The sequence below is a fragment of the Streptomyces bluensis genome, from assembly GCF_014650715.1.
Taxonomy (GTDB): domain Bacteria; phylum Actinomycetota; class Actinomycetes; order Streptomycetales; family Streptomycetaceae; genus Streptomyces; species Streptomyces bluensis.
The window spans coordinates 177265-195282 of the sequence record NZ_BMVM01000014.1; the positions used below are offsets into that span (position 1 = coordinate 177265).

The following is an 18018-nucleotide window of genomic DNA, read 5'->3' on the forward strand; positions in this document are numbered from 1 at the left end:
ATGACAGGTCCGGCCCAGGGGCGGGCGAGGGTGGGAGGTGCCGGAAGGCCGGCGAGGAGAGCGCGGCGCTACAGCGCGGCGTGGAGGGCGGTGGCCATGGGCAGGCCGATGCCGAGCCGCCTCTTGAGCTCGGCCACTGTGATGGGTTCGCCGTGCTCGGCCTCGTGCGATGCGGCGATGGAGCGCGCTTCAACCAGCAGCGGCTCAGGCACCTTGGCCGAAGGCGCGGCCGGGGCGGGAGCCATAGCGGATGCGGCCGGGCGGGGCTGCGAGGGAGCAGGCGCCGGGACAGGAGCCGGTTCCGCAGCGGTGACCGGAGGTACGGACGTCGAGGCGGGTTCCTGCACGGCGGAGGCCGGGGCGGTGGCGCCGGAGGCGACTGCGTGGAAGGAGCGGAGGAGCTGCGGGCCGACGGCTCCCCAGCCGAGGAGCAGCAGCGGGGCCACGGCGTCGACGGCAGCACGGCCGTAGTGCCCGGCGACGACGGGTTCGGCGATGTTCAGGGCCAGGGTCAGCAGTCCGGAGACGTGCATGAGACGGGTGGCTGCCGTCATCTGCTCGGGCGGGACGCCGCGCAGGGAGAGGTAGCGCAGGGCCACCAGGAGGCCGACCACCGACAGGTCCACCATCGGGGCGATCAGCGGCGCGATCGGGGCGGGGACGCCCAGGCGCAGGGCCAGGGCCCAGACGTTGCCGAAGGAGAAGACGAACGCCAGCAGGGCGATGACGATCATCACGGCGGTGACGGTGCGCTGAGTGATCCGGTCCTCAGTCATGGGTGTTCACCTCCTTTCTGAGAGGAAGCCGCGAGTGGTTGGCCTGATGAGTCAGGCCGCCATGGGCGGGGTGGCGTCGTCCGGGTCGGACTTGGTGAAGTCGACGCCGGGGAGTCGGGCGGTGAGCAGGGCGGCCGGGTCTGCGGTGAGGTGGGCGGTCTGCTGGGCGATGGCCGCGCTGTCCCTGCCGGACACGAAGGGCGTGCGGATACGGGTGAATCCGGGCTGGGACTGGTGGTTCATGGAGGCGACGCCGACGTAGGCGCGGTCCTGGAGGTTGATGGGGTTGGCGTCGGGCCATTCCCGGATGTCCTCACCGAGCGCGGCGACGGCAGCCTCGGCGGTCTTCTGCGCGAAGGACAGGCCGATGGGGCACACATCACGGATGAACGTGGGGATCGCGTCACCGGTGGACTTCTGGGTGGCGAGGATGACGAGGATGCCCATGCTGCGGCCCTTCTTCACCAGGTCCTCCACCAGCCGGGCGTTCTCGGCGGCGAGCGCGGCGAGCTTCTTCGTCTTCGGGTCGCTGCCCTTGTGGTCGCGGAAGTAGGTGTGCGCCTCATCGATGATCACGACGACGAGTGGCCACGCTCGGGACGGCCCGATCTCCCACATGCTCTGCACCCCGAGGACGTGCTCAGCCGCCGAGACGCGGGCGCGCCGCAGCTCCACCAACCGCCGGAACAGGGCGTTGGCCTTTTCGAGGTCGTCACCGACGAAGGCGAACATCCGCTTCACGAGATGGGCGTAGTCGCCCTCTCTGGCGGTGGACACCTTGCCATCGGCACAGACGAACTGAATCGCTGGCGAGGGCGACCAGTCGCAGATCAGCCGGTTGATGAGCGATGTCTTGCCGAAGCCCGGAAGACCGGCCACGGTCACGCCGGGCACTTGCGTGAGGTCGACGGACACCGGCTGTGCGTACTCGTCGAGACCCAGGTCCCACCGGGCGATCTCCTCCGGCACCTCACCCGTGGGACGGTGCTCGGTCTTGAACTTCAGAGGATCGAGCCGCACGCCACGTATGACGACGTGTCCTGGACTGTCCTGCGTGACCGCGACCCTCGTGCACCGCCAGGCATCCGCCAGATGCGGGGCCGCCTTCTGGAACTGTTCCAGGCCCACGCGGGGCAGACAGGTCGCCCGTGCGATCACCCCGTACGGGTCGTGCGTGACCTTCAGAGCAGGGATCAGGACGCGGGGCTTGATGGGCTTGCCGTCCGTGTTCGCCAGCGACGCCAGCGCGGTCGGGGTCTTGTCCGTGACCGACAGCTTCAGCATCGGCGCCAACCGCTTCCAGGTCCGCCGCACGCGCACCGCCTGCCGGATGGACTGCCGGGTCATGGCATCGGCACGCAGGTAGCGGACCACCCACCACACCGTCCACGCGACCAGGGCGGTCAGCCCCAGGCAGACGATCAGGGCGCCGAAGCCGTATGCCTCTTCCACTATGTCGTTCAGCTCTTTCATCCGTCGTTCTCCTGTGGGTTGTAGAGGAAGGCCGCGAGGGCCGATTCGAGGGCTGCCCAGTCCTCCCAGGCGACGAGGCGGGGGTAGCCGTAGCCGACGAGCACGGCCGCCACCGAGTTCACGAGGGATTGGCTGAACCGGGAATCCGGTCCGGCGTGAGGCAGCGGGTAGCCACGCTCAGCGCCGAACCGGAAAGCGGTGCCGCTCACGCCGCGTCAGCGGCCGGAGCCGGGGTGAGCAGGTCGAGGCGGTCTGCGCGGTAGGCGATGCCGTCCGAGAGCTGGCCGTTGAAGATCCGGGCCCACGGGGTGGCGAACAGCTCTACCGGCATCACCGGCAGACCCGGCTTGAGGCCGTTGGGAAGACCGGTCTCCGGAACGGTGATCTTCAGTGCCTCGGCGCGGTCCTCCTCCATGAAGAAGAGGGTGATCGTGTAGAGCTTCGCGCCGGTCTCGCGGTCAGTCGCGAACTGGGTCTTCTCGGCGTCCGCGTACTTCGGCACCGGCAGGGTGCCGACCATGAACGACGCGATCGGGAGCAGGCCAACTCGGATACGAGCCATGGGTGTTACGTCCTTTCGGTAGATGCTCCGCCGGGGTGGCGAAGCGAGATCAACTGTGCATCACCTCCGTCTAGTGCGTCAAGCGCTTAGCGCACATCGCACCTAGGGTGGAGCTAGCGCATGCCGAAAAATGGGGGTGCACCAGGGTCTTACTGCGGTAGACGGGCTAGGCCCGCTACCCTCGGGCTATGAAGCTGCCCAAGGATTCCGACACTCCGCCGTACCGCTTGGTCGCCGAGGAGCTACGGCGACAGATTCGGTCCGGCCGCCTCAAGCCGGGCGAGCGGGTCCCTTCGTCCCGTGACCTCGAAGCCACCTACGAGATCGCGAACATGACCGCGCGTTCCGCGCTGCGCATGCTGCGCGACGAAGGGCTGATCCACACCATGCCGGGTCGGGGCAACTTCGTCGCCGATCCCCTGCCTTCCGAGGCCGACCCGAAGGCCGGCGCTGCGGAGGCGGCAAGCGGCGGGCGGATGCCCACGCCGGAGTACATCGAACTGTCTGAACGGCTGGATGCCATAAACGCCAGGCTGGACGGTCTGTTGCAGGTCTTCCAGCAACTGGGCGGCGTCACCGAGGCGAAGGGGTCGAAGAAGTAGCGGACCGCTTTTCGGCGACCCGACGCAACAGAACCTCCAGTCGCGTCAGCTTTTCCTCCACCTCCTTGAGCCGCGCCGCTATGTGTGCTGCCTCTTGCTTGTTCATGTCCACCCGTTCGTTGTTGTGCCGTTGCTGCTATTGCGTTCAGCCAACCGCCGAGGACTTGGCGGGAAGGCGGGGACAGCGCATGGCCGCACGACCGGCCAAGGGTCCAGCGCAGCGGAGCTGTTCAGAGTTTCTTTACTGGATCAAGGCGGCCCGCCTACGGCGGCCCGCGCGCGCTGGCGGCCAAGGGCCGCCGCCGCTCCTTGTCTCCGCCACCGCTCCAGCGGCCCCACCCGCTCAGCGCGCAGCACCGCCAAGGCGGACAGTCAGACCAGGAAGCAACCTGACCACGCCCAGCACCAGGACCAGGCCGACGCCCACCAAGCGGGACCACGTCACTCAACCGCCCACCGCTTCAGGCCGCATGACCCACGGAGCCGCAGTCCGGGCCCATGTGCCATGCGCGACGTAGGAAACGCCCAGGCCGGATCGAGGTGCGGTCCGTGACGCATGAAAGAAGCGTGGCTGAGGTTGGCGGGTGGTTGCTGGAAGCACACGTGGCGGGTGCTCGGTCGGCGCACCCGTCGTCGTGGCTGACTTTCGGTGGCTCAGGTCAGGACCCCTCTCCAACTCGACAACCTGAGGCCGGGGTTGAAGCAGCACCCGCATCCGAGCACGCCAACTGCCCCGGTACCATCGGCACCGGGGTCCTGATCAGGGCTTCCACGACCGGACCACCCGGAATGCTGTCCAGGCTGAGGGGTGGTCCGGTCTTTTGGTTGTTGGCATGGGCGACCGGGTCGCGGGCTTGGATGGCCGCCCCGAACGGGGACGGGGAGCCGGGGAACTGGCACCCGCTCGGGGCGGCCGGTCTACTGGCCGAAGCTGAGAGCCATTCCGATCACCAGGCCGCACGACCCGCTGATCATGATGATGAACAGGACTCCCGCATACCGGCCGATGGCGCGCATCACAGCCCGTTCCGGCTGTTGCCGTTCCGGATGGCCAGGCGTGCGCTCAGTTCCTCCCGCGCACGCGGCGCCACGACGTTGTCCGGCATGGCATCCCACTCCCTGCCGCCATCGACGGGCCTTATCTGTACGCGGCCGCCGACCTCACCCATGACAACGCCGATACGTCCACTGGCGCTGTCTTTTGCCAGTTCACCGATGCCTGGTCTGGTCTGCTGGTTGCTCGCCATGCACACGAGCATGCTGCCGCCCATCAGGACGTTGGAACCGCCGACAAACCTCTCTTCGGGACGTCCCGCGTGGTGTGAAACGTCCCTAGTGCCGTCCTCCGGTGTTAGGAGAGATTGGGATGCCGAACGAGAGGTTACGTGCTGCGATGGCGGCTGGCGGCTGGACGTACAACGCCCTCGCGGACAAGGTCGAAGTCGATCCCAAGTCCGTCGAACGCTGGGTCAATCTGGGGCGTACGCCGCGCCGTGCCACGGCCATGTTGGCAGCGGAAACGCTAGGAGAAGACGTGCACGCTCTATGGCCCGCGCTCCGGCAGGCACGCCCTGCCCGCGCTGTCAGTCCGGAACTTGTGGCTCTCTACGACCAGCGGGCGGACATCCCTGTGTCCACCTTCGTGGACATGCTGACCCAGGCCCGCGAGCAGATCGACGTGCTGGTGTACGCCGCCGTCTTCTTGCACGAGGCGTACCCGAGACTCAACGAGCTCTTGAAGGAGCGAGCGGCTGAGGGCTGCGCAGTCCGTATTGCACTCGGCGACGCGGACAGTTCAAACGTCCAGCAGCGTGGCGACGAAGAGAAGTTCGGCCACGGGATCCAGTCCCGTTGCCGCCTCGCGCTGATGCACTATCGCCCCCTTGTCGGGGTACCTGGCATCGAGGTGCGGACCCATGCCACTACGCTCTACAACTCCATTTACCGAGCCGATGATCAGGCATTGGTCAACGCTCATGTCTGGGGCGTGAACGCCTACGGTGCCCCCGTGTGGCATCTTCGGCGCAGCGGAGAGGGTGGCATGTTCGACACCTACGCCAGCAGCTTTGACGCGGTGTGGGAGACCGCGACGCCGGTAAGGGAAGGGTGACCATGGCACGGACCGAGTACTACGACGACCCAGCGGCGCCTGAGCCGAACAGCTTGGTGGTCGCCGCGTCCGCCGTGGTTACCGACAACGAGGGGCGCGTTCTCCTTCAGCGCCGACGGGACAACGATCTCTGGGCGCTCCCTGGCGGTGGCATGGAGATGACCGATTCACTTCCGGGAACGGCCGTCCGCGAGGTGAAGGAGGAAACGGGTCTGGACGTGGAGATCACCGGACTTGTGGGCACGTACACCGACCCTCGCCACATCATCGCCTACTCGGACGGTGAGGTGCGGAGACAGTTCAACGTCTGCTTCACCGCCCGCGTAGTCGGTGGTCGGCTCGCGATCTCAGACGAGTCCACGGAGCTGCGGTTCGTCCAATCAGAGGAGATTGATCAACTGCCGATGCACCACACGCAGCGACTCCGGATTCGTCACTTCCTGGAGCACCGTGAGCGGCCTTATCTCGGCTGACCTCGCCGATCGGGATAACGGGTACTCAGCCGCATGGGCGCAGAAAGGCCGGTTGGACACTGCTGCCCGGCTCATGCCAGTGGCACCGGCGAGGGTGGAACGCTCCCAGGTGACACATTCTCCGGGTTGATGTGGGGCGCGGTTGGCCCCGATCCGGCTTGTCTTAAACCGGGCCGGGGAACCGAGAGGTTTGGCACACGGCCGTTGCGTAAGCTCGTTACGTGCAGTGGCATCTGGTACTCGGCTTCGTGGCCGCGGTCACACCCCTGACACTGATTCCCGGCACGAGCTTCACGCTGGTCACGCAGCAGGTGATCGCGGGTTCGCGGTCCGACGGTATGCGCGCCGCGTTGGGCTCGGCGTGCGGGCTCTTGGTCCACGCGACGTTTGCTGCGGTTGGCCTGTCTGCCCTCGTCATGTCGTCTACTCAGGCGCTGACGATGGTGAAGCTGCTGGGCGGCGTCTATCTCATCTGGTTGGGTGTGACCACGTGGCGTTCAGCATGTCGAGGCGAAGAACCAACGACACGCAGGCGATGGCGCCTGCTGTGGGCTCGACTCGGAGGCTTTGGTCAGGGGCTGTGGTCCAACGTCCTCAATCCGAAGGCTGCATCGGTCTATCTCACCCTGGTGCCGCAGTTCCTGACCTCCAGCCGCCCCATCGCGCCACAGATCGCGACGCTTGCGATCGCGCATATAGCCGTCGTGCTGGTGTGGCTGCTCTTCTGGGCATCCGTGATCGCTGTCGCGCGCACGGCATTTGACACACCACCATTCCGGCGTTGGATGAGTCGGCTTGCAGGAGCCGTGCTGGTCGCCTTTGGGGTTCGAGCAGCGACGGCAAGTTGAACCTGCACGTCTTAGCCGTCCCGCAGCGGCCGGTCACGATGAAATGCGGCGCAGCGCCGTGATCAACTCGCCGAACTGACGAGCTCAACCCGGTGAGTGGGGGTTATCCAGGACGTCTCCGACGCCGTGATCACTCCAGTCATGTCAAGATCGTTTCACCGTGCCAGGCAGCTTTGCGAGGTGAGGCATGAGGTTCTCGCTCGCCGTTGCGGTTCGAATGCCCAGGGCGACCAGCACAGTTCACGCTAAGCGACTCCTCCCACGTGGGAACCGAGGTGTGTGAGGAATTGCCCGGTCCGGCGGTGCACGGCTTCCTCCGTTCGCTTCCGCGCGGGGATGAAAGAATCAGAAGATGCGCGCGGAGCGGGGAAAAGGGGCCCCTGCTGGGGTGGTTGTGGTTACGGGAAGTTCGGGCCGGGTCGGATCGGCCCTGGCGGCGGCTTTCGACGCGGCTGGCTGGGTGGTCCGCGGCGTGGACCGTGTGCCCGGCTGTTGGACGAGTGCCATCGCAGACCTGCGAGATCGGCGTGTGCGGCGGACCGCATTACAGTCGGCTGATGTTCTGGTCCATGCCGCCGCGCTGCACGCCCCGCACGTCGGGCGCCTGACCGATGAAGAGTTCCGTGCCGTGAACGTCGGCGTGACTGCGGAACTGCTCAACGACGCTGCCCGCCTCGACGTCCGGCGCGTTCTCTACATCAGCAGCACGAGTGTCTACGGACACGCCCTGGTACCCACCGACCGCGCGGTCTGGGTGGACGAGCAGCTCACGCCGCTTCCCCGGGACATCTACGACGAGACCAAACTGGCCGCCGAGGATCTCGTGGACGCCGGCAGCGTTTCCTCGGTCACGCTGCGCATAGCGCGATGCTTTCCGGAGCCACTGCCTGTGCTGGCCCGCCACCTGCTGCACCGGGCGGTCGACCTGGCCGACGTCGCGACGGCGGGGGTCCTGGCCGTGACGCACTCCACCGTGACCGGCAGGTTCAACATCTCCGGGCCGCACCCGTTTCACCGAGAGGACTGCCTTGCCCTGCACCGTGATGCGGGCGCGGTCCTCGCCAGGCGGGCTCCGGACGTCTTCGAGGCATTCCGCGACCGGGGGTGGCCAGTGCCCGATCGCCTAGACCGGGTGTACGACTCGACCGCCGCCTCGAACGCCTTCGGATATCGCCCTGTTCGCGGAGTCCGGCAACTACTGCGCGATGCCGCTGATGGGCTGAGCGCATGAGCGTTCCGACGGCAGTCCCGCCGAGCGCGTGACCAACGCCGCCTCAATGGGCCCCGCACGCTTCCCCTGGGCCCGGCCGAAGACAGCATGCCAGGACCCACAGCAACGCCATAGCCGCTAGATCGGGATCAACCGGACCCGCATCAACTCGAACCTCATTTGCGGGACAATCCTTAGTGGATCTTGTGGACGCCGTCCGCTAGAGGCTGGAGGCCAGTGCGCTGACGGCAACCCTGACGGCAACGACGGCACACAGAGACCGTTGGTCGCGATCATCAGCGATCAGCCGGGAGGAAGGCGGAACCCCTGCCCAACAGCCTGCCCGATTCTACGGATCAGAAGGTTGCAGGTTCGAATCCTGCCGAGTGCACACAGGTCAGAGGCCCCGGAGTGATCCGGGGCCTCTGAGTTTTTCCGGCTGTACAGCAGCGAAGTACAGCAACCGTGGCCGGAGCGGTTGGCAAGCCCGCGAGTAGGGTGTCCGCGCATGCCGCAGGGCGACCGGGGGGTCGAGGTATTGGTGCGGCGCGGGAGGGGCACTCATGAAGATCAAACCCGGCAGAGTGGGACTCACCACCGTGGTGCTGGCTGCACTGGTGGGATGTGGAGCTCGCGCATCCGAGGGATCAGAAGACTCGACGAAGACGGAGCAGGCATCGACAGCTTCTCCTTCAGAGGTGCCGTCGCCAGCGCAAGCCCGCCTCTCTCCTCAGGCTCTGCAGAGCCAGTGGTGGACATGGGCCATGTCCGAGCCTGGACGTACAAACCCGGTCGCTGACGAGGACGGAAGCGAGTGCGGGCGTAACCAGCCGCAGGATGTGTGGTTCCTGGCGGGCACGTTCGGCACTCAGGCCAAGCGGACCTGCAGTGTTCCTAACGGGGTACCTCTCGCCTTCCCCCTCGTGAACCTGATCGCCAGCCCGGCGGACTGCGCGGCGTTCATGAAGCCAGCCAGGGGATCCGCAGTTCTGGACGGTAAGAGGGTCGACTCGGAAACCATCGCAGGAGTGACAATCACTGCGCGGGGTGTCGCCGGCAATCCCGTCACAGGCACGGACGGGCGCTTTAGCGCTACCGGATGCGGCCTTTGGGTCCAGTTGCCCCCCTTGCAACCTGGACAGCACACGCTGACGATTCGCGGTCAGTCTGCGGATTTCTCGCTTGGTGTGGATTACTCCCTGACGGTGGATGCCGGGTAGGAGAACGACACGCAGGAGACCCCGAGGTCGGGGTCTCCTGGTGAGCAGGTCATGGTTGCGAGGTGCTCAGCTGGGGCGGCCCATGGCTTCGGACAGCTTGCCCAGTGCGGCGCGCACCTCCTCCTTGCTTGCCTCCGCGTAGACCTCCGTCGTCAGGGCGATCTGCGAGTGCCGGAGAATGCCCTGTGCCACCTTCGGGTGCACCTTCAAAGCCACCAGGAGCGAGCTGCACGTGTGCCGGGTGTTCCTGAGCGGGATCACTCGCAATCCGGCACGGCGAGCGCGCAGGGCGAACATGCGGGTCAGGTTGCCCGGCTCGATGGGTGTTCCGTACTTCGTGGTGAAGACCAGGCCGTGCGTGTCCTGCCAGAGGTCACCGGCCGCTTTCCGGTTTCGTCCACCCAGGACGGAAGGACGCGGCGGTTCCGGCCGACCTTGACGGAGCGGATTTCGCCGGAGAGCACCAGGACTTTCGTCTTGGTGAGGCTGAAGCCGAGCATTTCGGCGACCTCAGCGGTCGTGTGCCACTTCCGGTGGATCGTCACCGAGGTCATGTTGTGCGCGAGGACGAGGGTGGTTTCGCCGTCCGGTGGGGTGGCCGGGGCCGCTTGGGCGCGGTGCCGTTCGGCGCGGGCGTCTCGGAGTGCGCCGAGGGTGGTGGAGTAGCGGCGGGATTTGGTGGAGAAGTGGCCGCGGAAGCCGAGCATGTGGGCCCAGGCGCGTAGGCGGAGGTCTGCCAGTTCGGGGCGTGCGCCGAGGGTCCAGGCGGTGCGGATCATGCGGCGGGCGTGGTCGGTGATCCGGGCCTGGGCCAGTTCGGCGAGGAAGCGGATCGGCCGGTCGAGGGTGCCGGTCGCGGTCTCGGCGCCCTTGGTGGCGTACTTGGCGATGTACGCGGCCACGGCCCGCTCGGTCAGCTCCTGGCCGCCGTCGAAGTCGGCGGAGCGGATCGGCGGACGTCGAGCTGGCGGCCGAAGGTGAAGGTGTGGGCCCGGCCGTCGATCTGCGGGCCGTTGACGCGTGCTGCGGTGGTGGCGGCGCGGATGGCGTGGGTGAGCAGTTCGGCCGCGGCCCAGGGCGGAGGGGACGTGTCGCCGCCTTCCGGGCCGTCGAGGCGGATGACCGCGTGGAAGTGGACGGCGCCACGCTTTTGGTACTCGGCGACCTTGGCGAAGGAGATGCGCGCGTGGTCGCGGAAGGCGCGTTGGGTGAGTCCGCCGCGCTTGGCGACCTCACGACGCAGGTAGATGGAGAGCCGGCGCCACAGGGCCCCGGCGTGTGCGTTCCAGAGCACGGCCGCTTCGTAGTCGTGCGTCTCAGGAGCGAGTGGTGTGCCCAGGGCGGAGTCCGTGACGTCGTGGCGGGTGCCGCAGCGGCAGGCCCGGCCGCTGGAGGGGCGGTTGTGGACCGGGCCGAAGTTCGGGGCTGTGAAGGTGGCGAAGACGCGCGGGTGCGTGGCGACCTGTTCGGGGGTGTCCTTGCCGCCGCGTAGTCCGGCGGTGATCAGGTGGTAGGTGTCGCGGCGGTAGGTCTCGGCGCAGGCCGTGCATCGGGTGGAGCGACGGTTGTTGCAGCGGACGAGGAGGTTTCCGGCGGGCAGGGCGGTCGAGTCCAGGTGGTTGAGGGCGCGGCCGATCTCGCCGGTTGTCTGGTTGACCTCGTACTCGGTGCGGTGGCCGTCGAGGCGTACGGGGTGGGTGCAGCCGCCCAGGCCGGACAGCTGCCGGGCCATTCATGCCGCCCTCTACGGCGACGAGGACCAGGCGGTGATCCTCACCTACGCGTGGGACCGCCTCCTGATCGACCCAGTACCGGGCCCCAGGGGACCGGAGAACTTCACCGGCCGGAGTTGAGGGAATCACCCGCCAACCCGAAGAGCTGGTGGACCACTTGTCACCAGAGTCGATCGATCTCCTGGACGTTGGTGGAGACGTCCTCGCCCGAGGCGGCGAGCCGACACTGCAATGCCCGCTCGCCGACGCCGTCACGCTTGCTGCGTGCTGCCAGGTGAACGCGCCGATCAGTCTCCTGGTGGCAGGCCCCGGACTGGACGGCGAACTGCCCCTCGATGAACTACGCGGCGTACTCGGCCCCCTCGTTCACACCTTCACGGTGAAGGACGTTGAGTCGGTCAGCTCGGTCCTGGAATGGCACCCCTCCGAGGCAACCGGGATGCTCGCAGCAACAGCCCGAGGCGTACGCGGCACCTGTGAGATGCAGGACGCCGGACTGCCCGTTCCCCTCACCGACGAAGGGCCGACCGTCCACGAGGTCGATCTGGACGAAGCGCTGAGCCGCAACGAGTTGGCCCGCGTCATCACGGCAACCACCACTCTGGACGAGGTAGGGGCACTCAGCCGCGAGATCTGCGGGTATTCGGAGATCGACTACGAACGCAACAAGGCCGCATGGCTCAAAGAGCAGCCACCGGTGAAGCCCGACCCTGAGGCCGTGCTGTCCCAGCTCGACCAGTTCCAGTTCGAGGCCGAGGCCCGGAACCGCGGAATAACCCACACGACGTTCCGCCGCATCACCGAGGCGCTGAACCTCAACGGTTCCCTACGCGAGGACCTGCGCCAACTACTTATCAACAGCCGCCCGGAGCAGTACGGCGCACCCTTGTGGCGCATCACATCCACTCCTGAGTAACAGCCTTCTTCACGGGTTCAAGTGCGGCTCGCTCACGCTCGCCGCGCGCGGCCCGGCCCCCGGCCGGGCCGCCGCTCCTGTCTCCGCCCCGCTCAGCCTGGCCGGCGCCCGCCCCGCGCTCGCAGCGAATCAGCCACCAGACCGCCAGACCGCCAGAGATTGATGCCTCCGGCGGGGGCGCTCAGGCTGCAGGATGACGTGGATGGTGTGCCCAGAGGACAGAGGCACGCTGAACACAGGCCACTCACGCTCGGCGGACAGTACCCGATACAGCTCCATGGCCGCGTCCCAGTCCGCACCAAACGCGGCTCGCCGCGCGTCCTCACCACGCAAACAGGTACCGAGGTGCACGGGCCAGAAGAACGGATCGTCCAGGTAAGCAGTGCCCTGGACCAAAGGGCCGTCTTCGTATCCGGGGATCTTCAGCACGTGAGGATGATGGCACGAGGGACGGACACCGCCTCGGGGCTGGAGCTTCCGCCCCGTCTCAGGTTCCGTCTCATCCACCACCGTTTGCTGACGTTCAGCCGAGACCAGAAGACCGCTAAAGCGTGCACGCCATCCTCAGTTGCCGACGGGCGCGACGGGTAGTGCGCGGTCGGCGCTGACAGGTTTTGTCTTGGCCATCAACGAAGCCCGACCGCCGGATAGGTCCCGGGGTGCTCACGGGCCGCCCCCTGGCAAAGCCGGGGATGCAACTGCTCTGCAGAGCTGGACACCTCGGAAGCCGACCGCGCGTCTGCGACCCTAGCCGCGGGCACTGACAACGGCCCCCTGACGTGATCAATCACGCTCCTGTCGTACGCCGGTGCATGCCACCAGCGTGCTGCTGTCTTCGGTGAGGAACAGCATGAAGACCCAGGATCCGTCGGCAGCCTTGATCTGTCCCAGACGTACCGGTTGGTCGTGCCGCGCGAGGAGTCGCACCGCGCGTTCCAGTCCTGTGGTCTCCATGGAGTTCCGGAGGGTGTGCCTGAGGCGGCGTCCGTAGATACGGGCGACAGACTCGGCGGACGTGGCGCCGTCCCAGACCACGTGAGAGGCGCCGCTGCGGAGCAAGGTCAAGGGCCCCGGAGAGATCCGGGGCCCTTGGGTTTTTGCGGCCGTACAGCGGCGAAGTACGGCAATGGCTGAGGTCAGTGGTTGATGTCAGCCGGAGTCGGCGCCACGTAGACCTTCATCGTCATGGGGGTCTGCGGGTGCCGGAGGCTGCCGTTCGCCTGGCTGAGGTGAAGCGGGCGGTGGCCGACGCCAGGTCCACGATCGGGGCGGGGTAGGGCCCGGCGGGGTCGGGAGCGGCGTTGCGGTGGCGGAGTTCGGGTAGCCAGCGGCGTACGTACTCGCCGTGGGGGTCGAAACGGCGTGCCTGGGCGAGTGGGTTGAGGACGCGGTTGGGGCGGGTGTCCGTGCCGGTGCCGGCCACCCATTGCCAGTTGAGCTGGTTGTTCGCGATGTCGCCGTCCACGAGGAGGTCCAGGAAGTGGCGGGCTCCCACCCGCCAGTCCACGTACAGCGTCTTGGTGAGGAAGCTCGCCGCGAGCAGGCGGGCGCGGCCCGGCATCCAGCCCTCGTGGCGCAGTTGCCGCATGGCGGCGTCGACGACGGGGTAGCCCGTGCGGCCCTCCTGCCAGGCTTTGATGTCCTTTGTGGCGTGGCGCCAGCGGTCGTGGCGGGGGCGGTAGTCGTGGTCGGCCGCGTCGGGGCGGGCTGCCAGGACCTGGTGGTGGAAGTCCCGCCAGGCCAGTTGGCGGACGAAGGCGTGCGCCCCGGGGCTGTCCTGCGCGCGGGCCCGGTGCAGCAGTTCGGTCGGTGAGAGACAGCCGAAGTGCAGGTACGGGGAGAGCCGGGAGGTCGCGTCGGCGGCCAGGTCGTCGTGCCGTTCCTCGTACGCGGCGAGTGGGCCCGCCAGCCAGGACCGCAGTATGCGGCGGGCCTCGGATTCGCCGCCGGCGGGCAGGCCCGGCGACGTGGGGCCCGGTGCGAGGGACTGTGCCCGGGGCAGGTCGGCCGACCGTACGTCCGGTACCCGTACCGCGTCCGGTGCCGGCAGGACGCGGCGTACGGGGAAGGTCTCCCAGCGGCGGAAGTACGGGGTGAAGACCGCGAAGTGGTCCTTGTCCGCAGGCGTGAGCGCCCCGGGTGGGACGGCGGTGATCGAAGCGTCGTGGACGCGCAGTTCGCGTCCGTCGCCCGACAGTTCGGCACGCAGCCGGTTCTCGCGCCGCGTCGCGTAACGGCTCACCCCGCTCGCGATGTGCACCGCCGCGGCCCCGGTCTGGGCCGCCACCCGGCAGGTCTCCTCGATCACGTCGCCCACGCGTACCACCAGCCGGCCGCCCCGGGCACGCAGGGCCGCGTCGAGGTCGGCCAGGCTGTCGGCGAGGAACGCCGCCCGGTTGGGTACGACGAAGCCGGTGCGGCGGATGCCGGTGTCGACGACGAAGAGCGGGACCACGCGTTCGGCGTCCCGCACCGCGGCCCACAGGACAGGGTTGTCGTGGACCCGCAGGTCCGCGGTGAACAGGGCCAGGGCTACCGAGACGCGCACGCTTCCTCGCCCCTCAACGGGCACCCGGTGTGGCGGCCGGTTCAGGGGGTGCCGACTCCGCCGCGACGGCGATGTTGCGGGCCATGCCGCTGAACACCGCGGCGTGGAAGGGGGCCACGCCCCACCAGTAGGCGTGACCGGCCAGCCCGTGCGGATGGAACAGGGCCCGCTGCCGGTACACCGTGCGCCCCTGCCGGTCCGAGTCGACGGCCATCTCCAGCCAGGCCAGGCCGGGGAGCCGCATCTCCGCGCGCAGCCGGAGCAGCCGGCCCGGCTCGATCTCCTCGACGCGCCAGAAGTCCAGGCTGTCGCCGATCCGCAGCCGGTTCGCGTCCCGGCGGCCCCTGCGCAGGCCCACGCCGCCCGCCAGCGTGTCCAGCCATCCCCTCAGGGACCAGGCCAGCGGCGAGGAGTACCAGCCGTTCTCGCCGCCGATCCCCTCCACCACCCGCCACAGAGCCGCCGGGGACGCCGCGACGGTGCGCTCACGGTGATCGGTGTAGAGGGTTCCGCCGGCCCAGTCGGGGTCGGTCGGCAGCGGATCGCTGGGGGCGCGGGGAGTCGAGGCCGAGGACCATCTGGTGGCGACGTCCGCGTCCTGGACGCGTCGGAGAGCCAGCCGGATCGCCCGGTCGAGGGTGACGGGTCCCTCCGGCGGGTCCGGCACATACCGGAGGATGTCCCGCTCGGCGCAGACCACCTCGTACTTCAGTGACTCGACCAGCGGGCGTGCCAGGGCGCCCGGCACCGGGGTGACCAGACCGACCCAGAGGCTGGACAGCCGGGGGGTGAGCAGCGGCACGGGGAGGATGAGACGTTTCGGCAGGCCGGCGACGGCCGCGTACCGCCGCATCATGTCCTGGTACGTGAGGATGTCCGGCCCGCCGATGTCGAAGGTGCGGTTCACGTCGTACGGCAGTCGTGCGCACCCCACGAGCAGACGGAGCACGTCGTGGACGGCGATCGGCTGGATGCGGGTGCGCACCCAGCTCGGGGTCACCATCACGGGGAGCCGCTCGGTCAGGTGGCGCAGCATCTCGAACGAGGCCGAACCCGACCCGATGATCACGGCTGCCCGCAGTACGGCGGTGGGCACCCCCGAGGCCAGGAGGATGCGGCCCACTTCGGCGCGCGAACGCAGATGGGGCGACAGGGCGCGCTCGGGCACTCCGGAGGGGGTCAGTCCGCCGAGGTAGACGATCCGCTGGATTCCGGCGGCGCGTGCCTGCTCACCGAAGATCCTGGCCGCGCGCCGGTCGGTCTCCTCGAAACCCCGCCCGGTGCCCAGGGCGTGCACCAGGTAGTACGCGACGTCCATCCCCTCCATCGCCGCGCGCACGGACGCCGCGTCCGTCACGTCCCCGCGCACGGCCTCCGCCCGCCCGGCCCACGGATGGTCGCGCAGCCTGCCCGGCGAGCGGGCCAGGCAGCGTACGGAATGGCCGGCGGCCAGCAGTTCCGGCACCAGCCTGCCGCCCAGGTATCCGGTGGCGCCGGTGACCAGGCAGCGCAGCGGCCGGTCGGCTCCGGTCATGTCGGCCCCGGTCATGTCGGCCCCGGTCATGTCGGCCCCGGTCATGTCGGCCCCGGTCATGCCCGCTCCGGGCACCGTGTCCGGTGCAGGTCGCGAGGCCGGTCCGCGCGCAACTCCATGTCGCTCCCAGGACGGTGGTGCGGAACTCCTCCGCCCATGCTTGGGCGTGAGGTCGGGTGCCGCAACCGCAAGGGCCGGTCAGGCGAGCTGCCCGGCGCTCAGGACCCGTCCGGCTGGCACCGCGGGCACCACACCGTGCCGCGGCCCGCCACACGGGACCGGCGCAGGAGCGTGCCGCAGCGTGGGCAGGCCGGGTCGGTGTCGTCGCGGTGACCGGTGAGCCAGGAGTCCCGCGGCGGGACGCAGCCGGCGGTGACCGCCGAGCGCAGGGTGCGGCGCATTCCCGCGTACAGGCGGCGGCGGTCGGCCTCGGTGAGATCACTCGCCCGTACGGTGGGCCGCAGCCTCGCGCGCCACAGGATTTCGTCGGCGAGCAGATTGCCGAGCCCGGCCAGGACGCTCTGGTCGGTGAGGACGGTCTTGACCCTGCCACGGTGTGAGGACAGCGCGGCCTCGAACTCCGCACGGTCCACCGCCATCGCGTCGGGACCCTGGCCCGCCAGCAGCCGTGCGGCCTCGGAGTCGTCGCCGGCCAGCCACAGGCCCTGGAGCTTGCGCTGGTCGCGGTAGCGGAGCTGACGCCCGCCGCCCAGGGTGAACAGGACGCGGTCGTGGGCCTCCACCGCGTCGCCGGGACGGGCGCAGACCAGGCGGCCGGTCATCCCGAAGTGCAGCAGGAGGGTGGGCCCGCCGGTGTGGGCGAGCAGCCACTTTCCGTGCCGCTCCGGCTCGGTGAAGCGGCGGCCCACCAGGGTGTCGCGCAGCCGCCGCGTGCTGACGCCGTGCAGTACGCCCGTGTCGCGTACGTCGACGCGTTGGATGACCCTGCCCTTCGCGCAGGACGTGAGCACCTTCCGGAACCCCTCTACGTCTGGCAGCTCAGGCATGGAGGACCTCCTTTGCGGCCCCGGCCCGCCCCTACTGCTCCTCTACTGCTCCTCGTCCCCGAAGGAGAGCGCGTCCAGGTCCACGTCGAATCCGCCGGTGCTCATGAACAGCAGTCCCAGGGCATCGGACGACTGGTCCCCACGGGTGTTCGGGCCGTGGAGTGCCTGCTCGGTCCAGATGCACTTTCCGTTCGCCGTGTAGCGGGTGCCCCAGCGTTCCGAGAGTGCCGTGATCAGCTGTAGCCCGCGCCCGCCCTCGTCGGTGTCCGTGGCGCGGCGCATACGGGGCATCGTGAGGCTGCCGTCGAAGACCTCGCAGATCAGCTCGGCACCGTGCAGCAGACGCAGCCTGACCGGGCCCTTGGCGTGGCGTACGACGTTGCCGACCATTTCGCTGGCCAGCAGTTCCGTGGTGGGGGTCAGGTCGTCCAGGCCCCAGACGGAGAGCTGCTCGCGGACGTGGCGGCGGGCCAGGCCGGCCGCCTTCGGGTCATCGGCGAGCGGCCAGGAGGCCATCCTGTCCTCGGTCAGGGCGTGGAGGCGGGCGACGAGGAGCGCCGCGTCGTCGGCCGCCTGGTGCTCGGCGGGAAGCAGCCCGGCGGTGAGGGTGTCGCACAGGCGCTCCAGATCCGCGCCGGTGCCGTCCCCGTGGGCGGTGCGCAGGAGCCGGGCCAGCTCCGCCATGCCCTCGTCGATCTCACGGTTCGCCGACTCGACGAGGCCGTCGGTGTAGAGCACGAGCAGGCTTCCCTCGGGCACCGCCAACTCCACCGTCTCGAACGGCGGCTCCGCCGCGCCCAGCGGCGGATCGGTGGCCGGCTCCGGGAAGTGCACGGTGCCGTCGGGGTGCACCAGGGCCGGGGGCGGGTGCCCGGCGCGGGCGAGGGAGCAGACCTGGGTGGTGGAGTCGTAGAGCGCGTACAGGCAGGTGACGTACGAGCCCTCGTCCATGTCGCCGACGATGTCGTTGAGGTGTCCCATGATTTCGTCGGGCGGCAGTTCGAGG

The 18018-nt window shown here is 68.8% G+C and carries 16 protein-coding genes and 3 pseudogenes; 6 read left to right on the forward strand and 13 right to left on the reverse strand.

Annotation, left to right across the window (positions count from 1 at the left end):
- Positions 1-68: 68 nt before the first annotated feature.
- The 4 genes from IE262_RS29315 to IE262_RS29325 all read right to left on the reverse strand — a co-directional run bounded on the left by IE262_RS29315 (position 69) and on the right by IE262_RS29325 (position 2811).
- Positions 69-776 (reverse strand): DUF2637 domain-containing protein, encoded by a 708-nt coding sequence (locus IE262_RS29315; RefSeq protein WP_189877882.1) that lies wholly within the window; start codon positions 774-776, stop codon positions 69-71.
- Positions 777-827: 51 nt separating this feature from the next.
- Positions 828-2249, reverse strand: a complete 1422-nt coding sequence (locus IE262_RS29320; protein WP_189877884.1) for an FtsK/SpoIIIE domain-containing protein — start codon at positions 2247-2249, stop codon at positions 828-830.
- Positions 2246-2371, reverse strand: coding sequence for a hypothetical protein (locus IE262_RS40250; protein ID WP_268249586.1), 126 nt, complete (start codon positions 2369-2371; stop codon positions 2246-2248). The genes IE262_RS29320 and IE262_RS40250 overlap by 4 nt, the downstream gene beginning before the upstream one ends.
- An 83-nt stretch (positions 2372-2454) precedes the next feature.
- On the reverse strand, positions 2455-2811 hold the full coding sequence (locus tag IE262_RS29325) for an SCO3933 family regulatory protein (RefSeq protein ID WP_189877886.1): 357 nt from the start codon (positions 2809-2811) through the stop codon (positions 2455-2457).
- Positions 2812-2999: 188 nt separating this feature from the next.
- Between IE262_RS29325 and IE262_RS29330 the strand changes: the two genes are divergently transcribed.
- Positions 3000-3413, forward strand: a complete 414-nt coding sequence (locus IE262_RS29330) for a GntR family transcriptional regulator (RefSeq protein WP_189877888.1) — start codon at positions 3000-3002, stop codon at positions 3411-3413.
- A gap of 1016 nt (positions 3414-4429) precedes the next feature.
- Here IE262_RS29330 and IE262_RS29335 read toward each other — a convergent pair.
- Positions 4430-4660, reverse strand: coding sequence for a hypothetical protein (locus IE262_RS29335; protein WP_229877563.1), 231 nt, complete (start codon positions 4658-4660; stop codon positions 4430-4432).
- 119 nt (positions 4661-4779) lie between these two features.
- Here IE262_RS29335 and IE262_RS29340 point away from each other — a divergent pair, with 119 nt between their 5' ends.
- The 4 genes from IE262_RS29340 (at position 4780) to IE262_RS29355 (ending at position 8075) form a co-directional block, all read left to right on the forward strand.
- Complete coding sequence (locus IE262_RS29340) at positions 4780-5523, forward strand: XRE family transcriptional regulator (RefSeq protein ID WP_189877889.1); 744 nt, start codon at positions 4780-4782, stop codon at positions 5521-5523.
- Positions 5524-5525: 2 nt separating this feature from the next.
- Positions 5526-5996, forward strand: a complete 471-nt coding sequence (locus IE262_RS29345; protein WP_189877891.1) for an NUDIX domain-containing protein — start codon at positions 5526-5528, stop codon at positions 5994-5996.
- 221 nt (positions 5997-6217) lie between these two features.
- Entirely contained in the window at positions 6218-6844 is a 627-nt protein-coding gene (locus tag IE262_RS29350) for a LysE family translocator (RefSeq protein WP_189877893.1), read from the forward strand.
- Between the two features lie 352 nt (positions 6845-7196).
- Positions 7197-8075: an NAD-dependent epimerase/dehydratase family protein gene (locus IE262_RS29355; RefSeq protein ID WP_189877895.1), complete on the forward strand. Its 879-nt coding sequence runs from the start codon at positions 7197-7199 to the stop codon at positions 8073-8075.
- A 1265-nt stretch (positions 8076-9340) separates the two neighbouring features.
- On the opposite strand, the pseudogene IE262_RS29360 reads toward IE262_RS29355, so the two are convergent.
- Together IE262_RS29360 and IE262_RS29365 are read right to left on the reverse strand one after the other, a co-directional pair.
- Positions 9341-9667: pseudogene (locus IE262_RS29360) on the reverse strand (tyrosine-type recombinase/integrase); the annotation flags it as partial.
- 164 nt (positions 9668-9831) lie between these two features.
- Positions 9832-11006: pseudogene (locus IE262_RS29365) on the reverse strand (replication initiator); the annotation flags it as partial.
- Between IE262_RS29365 and IE262_RS29370 the strand changes: the two are divergent.
- Positions 11005-11923 (forward strand): annotated as a pseudogene (locus tag IE262_RS29370) (DUF1152 domain-containing protein). The pseudogenes IE262_RS29365 and IE262_RS29370 sit on opposite strands and share 2 nt — an antisense overlap.
- Positions 11924-12052: 129 nt before the next feature.
- Here IE262_RS29370 and IE262_RS29375 read toward each other — a convergent pair.
- The 6 genes from IE262_RS29375 to IE262_RS29400 all read right to left on the reverse strand — a co-directional run.
- Positions 12053-12352, reverse strand: coding sequence for a hypothetical protein (locus IE262_RS29375; RefSeq protein WP_229877564.1), 300 nt, complete (start codon positions 12350-12352; stop codon positions 12053-12055).
- A 354-nt stretch (positions 12353-12706) separates the two neighbouring features.
- Positions 12707-12877, reverse strand: coding sequence for a hypothetical protein (locus IE262_RS39745; RefSeq protein WP_229877565.1), 171 nt, complete (start codon positions 12875-12877; stop codon positions 12707-12709).
- 229 nt (positions 12878-13106) lie between these two features.
- The gene (locus IE262_RS29385) at positions 13107-14471 is read right to left on the reverse strand and encodes a cryptochrome/photolyase family protein (protein ID WP_134037892.1); all 1365 of its coding nucleotides are present in this window, start codon (positions 14469-14471) and stop codon (positions 13107-13109) included.
- A gap of 13 nt (positions 14472-14484) precedes the next feature.
- On the reverse strand, positions 14485-16035 hold the full coding sequence (locus IE262_RS29390; protein ID WP_373305173.1) for an SDR family oxidoreductase: 1551 nt from the start codon (positions 16033-16035) through the stop codon (positions 14485-14487).
- Positions 16036-16223: 188 nt separating this feature from the next.
- A complete protein-coding gene (locus IE262_RS29395) occupies positions 16224-17012 on the reverse strand; it encodes an Fpg/Nei family DNA glycosylase (RefSeq protein WP_189877897.1) in 789 nt (262 codons plus the stop codon).
- 42 nt (positions 17013-17054) lie between these two features.
- A partial coding sequence (locus tag IE262_RS29400) for an ATP-binding SpoIIE family protein phosphatase (protein ID WP_189877899.1) occupies positions 17055-18018 on the reverse strand: 964 nt, incomplete at its 5' end.